The organism is Endozoicomonas sp. ONNA2 (assembly GCF_024606365.1).
Classification (GTDB): Bacteria; Pseudomonadota; Gammaproteobacteria; order Pseudomonadales; family Endozoicomonadaceae; genus Endozoicomonas.
Genome location: NZ_JAHHPO010000183.1, coordinates 1 through 3589, shown reverse-complemented (window position 1 = coordinate 3589; position 3589 = coordinate 1). Strand labels below are relative to the sequence as shown.

Below are 3589 nucleotides of genomic sequence, written 5' to 3'. Positions count from 1 at the left end.
TGATTCGGTCAATAGTACTGATTCGGTCAATAGTACTGATTCGGTCAATAGCACTGATTGACTCTAGAAAAAGGGTAATGAATGGCGGCCCGGATACCGATCCGGCACCACGGAAACTGGCAAAAATTGAGCCATCCACCATCCGTGAAGACAGAGATGCCCTGGATTGTTATGCTGCTGAGAGCGACGGCATAAAATGCCTGAGATATCTACTCTCCAGGAAAGTCAATATCAAACACGCTGATGACAGTGGTAAAACAGCGCTGCATTATGCTGCCGAGAAGGGGCACCTACTCTGTCTGGTGCATCTGATCTTTAATGGAGCGGATATCAACCATGCTGACAAGAGTGGAAAAACCGCGCTGCATTATGCAGTCTTTAACAAAGATGAAAGATGCCTGGAACATTTATGCAAGAAATACCAGCATATCACGCCCAATAATGCCAATCGTGCCCTGCGATTGGCCATCGATGAAAATTATCAGAACAAAAGCACAGATCTACTGGTTGATAGAATACGCCTGGATGATCAGGACGAAACTGACGGTAAAACACTCCTGCACTACGCTGCAGAAAAAGGCGGCAGTTATCTGGCAAAATTGCTATTGAAAGACAATTCCGCAAAATGCATCAATATTTACGATATTAAAGGCAGGACACCCCTGCACTGTGCAGCTGTGGCAGGGCAAGGCAGTTGCATTCAGACACTACTCTATGATGTGCATGAAGAAGTCAAACAGCTGTTGGTCAAGAAGAAAGTCAAGAAAATAATGAAGTTGCGCCAAGGGGTAATATGCATCAATGCTAAAGATAATAATGGCGACACGGCACTGCTGCTGGCTGCTCAACACAGTCATAAATCATGCGTAAAAGAACTGATTAAGGCTCAGGCTGATGTACAGGAAAAAAATGAATCCGGTATGACGCTACTGCATTTTATAGCCAGATCAGAGCATAAAATTGACTGGCTGGATATCCAGCATTACAAGTATGCCAAAGAAGATGTCACGAAACCGGATTTGAATGGAAATACGCCGCTGCACTATGCAGCCTATCACGGTAATAAAGTATTTCTGACAAAGATCTGCACAGACTTTAATAAAGTAATAGATTTCAAGACTACGACTAATGATAAAGGCGCCACACCACTGCATTTGGCTATTCAGGGAGACAACGACGATTGCCTGATAAAACTGCTCGAATTCATAAAAACAGACGATGAAAGACTTTCGGAGTTATTTTTGTATGCTGCAGGTCACGGCAAAATCAATTGCCTGAGAAGGCTTAAAGAAGATTACCGGGCCAGGGTAGATATCAATCACCGAAGTCAAAATAATATGACCCCCTTGCACTATGTGGTCAAAGATGATTGTTGGGTCAACAATAATTCCGCCAATCAGTCTCAGGTAGAAGGGTATAGACGCTGTCTTCAATATCTACTGGACGGTAAAGCCAAAATCAATATTGGCAATAACGAAGGCAAGACACCATTACATCTGGCTGTCGAGGCAGGCAATATTGAGTGCCTGGTCACGTTGCTGGACGAAACAGAAAATAGAGTGAACATCCATGCTACGGATAAATGGGGCAATAAACCTCTGGCATTGGCTAAACACCCTGATAGCATAAATGCCCTGAAGGATGCCATGGAAAAAGTCAACAACCCTCCGGATCAACCGCTGTATTATCGCAACAATTATTTTAAAGAACCAGGCAATCAGGGCAACTGCGAAAATGAACAGGTTCACAATCAAGGCAATACCGTTAACTCGGCCAGTCCTGTTCGCTATCAGGAAAAATTGTTGACCAGTAACCATGCAGTGAACCTTATTAGCTACCAGGAAAAGTATCCGGAATGTAACTTTATCCCAATTACTGAAGACAACTCTGTTTTTGTTTTAGCAAGAGATTTTTTTGATATGATTACCGGTAACTTTGAAGATGCCATTTTTGGATATTCCGGGATTAGAGGAAATCCCAAAAACAGAAATTATGAAGAGCTGAAAAAAATCTACGTTCCTATACAGTTTGTAAATAACTCTAACATGAATTATTTACCACTGGATGGCTATCCTTTTCATATTGAAGGCACAAAAAACAGAATTATGGAATTTTTACATAAATATGCAGCAAGGGGGTTTCATTTCAGGGCAAAAAGCATTGATCCAAATGAACCTGACACCAAAGTAAGTGTAAATATAAAGTTATGTCTTGAGAATCCTGATCTGATAAGCATAGTGAGAGATTTTTTCACTGCGCCCTTTAAATATACAATTGCTCAAATATCATTAGACCATATCGGGCAATTTATTGAGCATCCTGACTTCCAGAGATTACTGAATAAAATTTGTGATGTTTTCAATACTGATGATCTTAAAGAAAAGCTTCAGAAGGAAGTGGTTAAAATTGTAAAAGAACACCAGAAAAATTTGGGTGGCAAACCAGTAGAACAAACTGCAAAAATAACATTTGATGGTTTCGATGGTATTATCAATGCCATTCGTAAACAGTTAAAAATGGGGAGTATGACTGAAATTAACGAAGTATTATTGAAAAATAACTTTAGCCATTGCAGTGGTCCTGTCAATTTACTGCATAACATCAAGAGAGATCAGAAAATTCAAATTGAATTTGACCGGTTTGAGTCATCAAACAGGCCAGCGCGTTTACAGATCAACTCCACCGGCAGCCAGGCATATTTCAAAGACCTGTTGGAAGTATTGAAGGTGCTGTTTAAAATGGACTATCAGGAAAGCGGAGGGCAGGATTTGTTTGAGTCGAATGACTAGGATGGCACTTGATGAGGTGCTTTTGATGAATGTATTGATCAAGGGTTTTATCGGAACCACAACTTTCAGGATGATAAGTAGTCAGAAAATAGGATTTCATTTGGTTAACTACTTAAGGAGTTGTCTGGAAATAACTTCTTTATTTTCATTGCCTGACTGGACTGAGCTTGCCGAAGTTCGGTGGCACGACCCTTCGACAAGCTCAGGGTAAACGGAAATCGGGAACTTATTAAAAGGCAATTCCTTAAGGAGCTTTTGGCACTTGGGGCGACGATGGCTCTGAGCCCGGCAGAAAGCCGCCCGGCCACCGGTATTGTTCTTATTGAAAGGATAGCAATATCTGGATGACCTCTTCTTTGTGGCCTTCATCGATAGCTAGCTGGATAGCCCTGCGGCCTGACTTATCCGTCTCTTCGGCCAGGGAAGGTTCAATCTCCAGCAATGCCCGGATGGCCTCTGTGTTGCCATTAAAAGCAGCCAGGTGGAGAGCCGTTTGGCCATTGTTATCCTTCTCTTTGGCCAGGGAGGGGGCAGGGGGCTGAAATGACTGGATGGCTTCTGTGTGGCCTCCAATCGCAGCTGCAGGAAAACCAGCTGCCTGGATCACCGTGCTGACTGTCTTATTCTTCTTTTTGGTCAGGGAGGAGGCCATTGCCAGCAATGTATGGATGGCCGCTGCCTGTCCTTTGGCAGCAGCCAGGTGGAGAGCCGTTTGGCCACTGCAATCCTTCTTTTTGGCCAGCGCGGGGTGAATCTCCAGCAATGTCCGGATGGCCTCTGTGTGGCCTTTACCAGCAGCT

General features: G+C 43.2%; 2 protein-coding genes. One reads left to right on the top strand and one right to left on the bottom strand.

Features of this window, described 5'->3' with window-relative positions:
- The coding region (locus KDK14_RS03255) for an ankyrin repeat domain-containing protein (protein WP_257263588.1) at window positions 1-2789 on the top strand (2789 nt) is incomplete at its 5' end.
- 319 nt (window positions 2790-3108) lie between these two features.
- Here the strand turns inward: KDK14_RS03255 and KDK14_RS03250 are convergent.
- Window positions 3109-3589: ankyrin repeat domain-containing protein (locus KDK14_RS03250; protein WP_257263587.1), on the bottom strand; the 481-nt coding region annotated here is incomplete at its 5' end.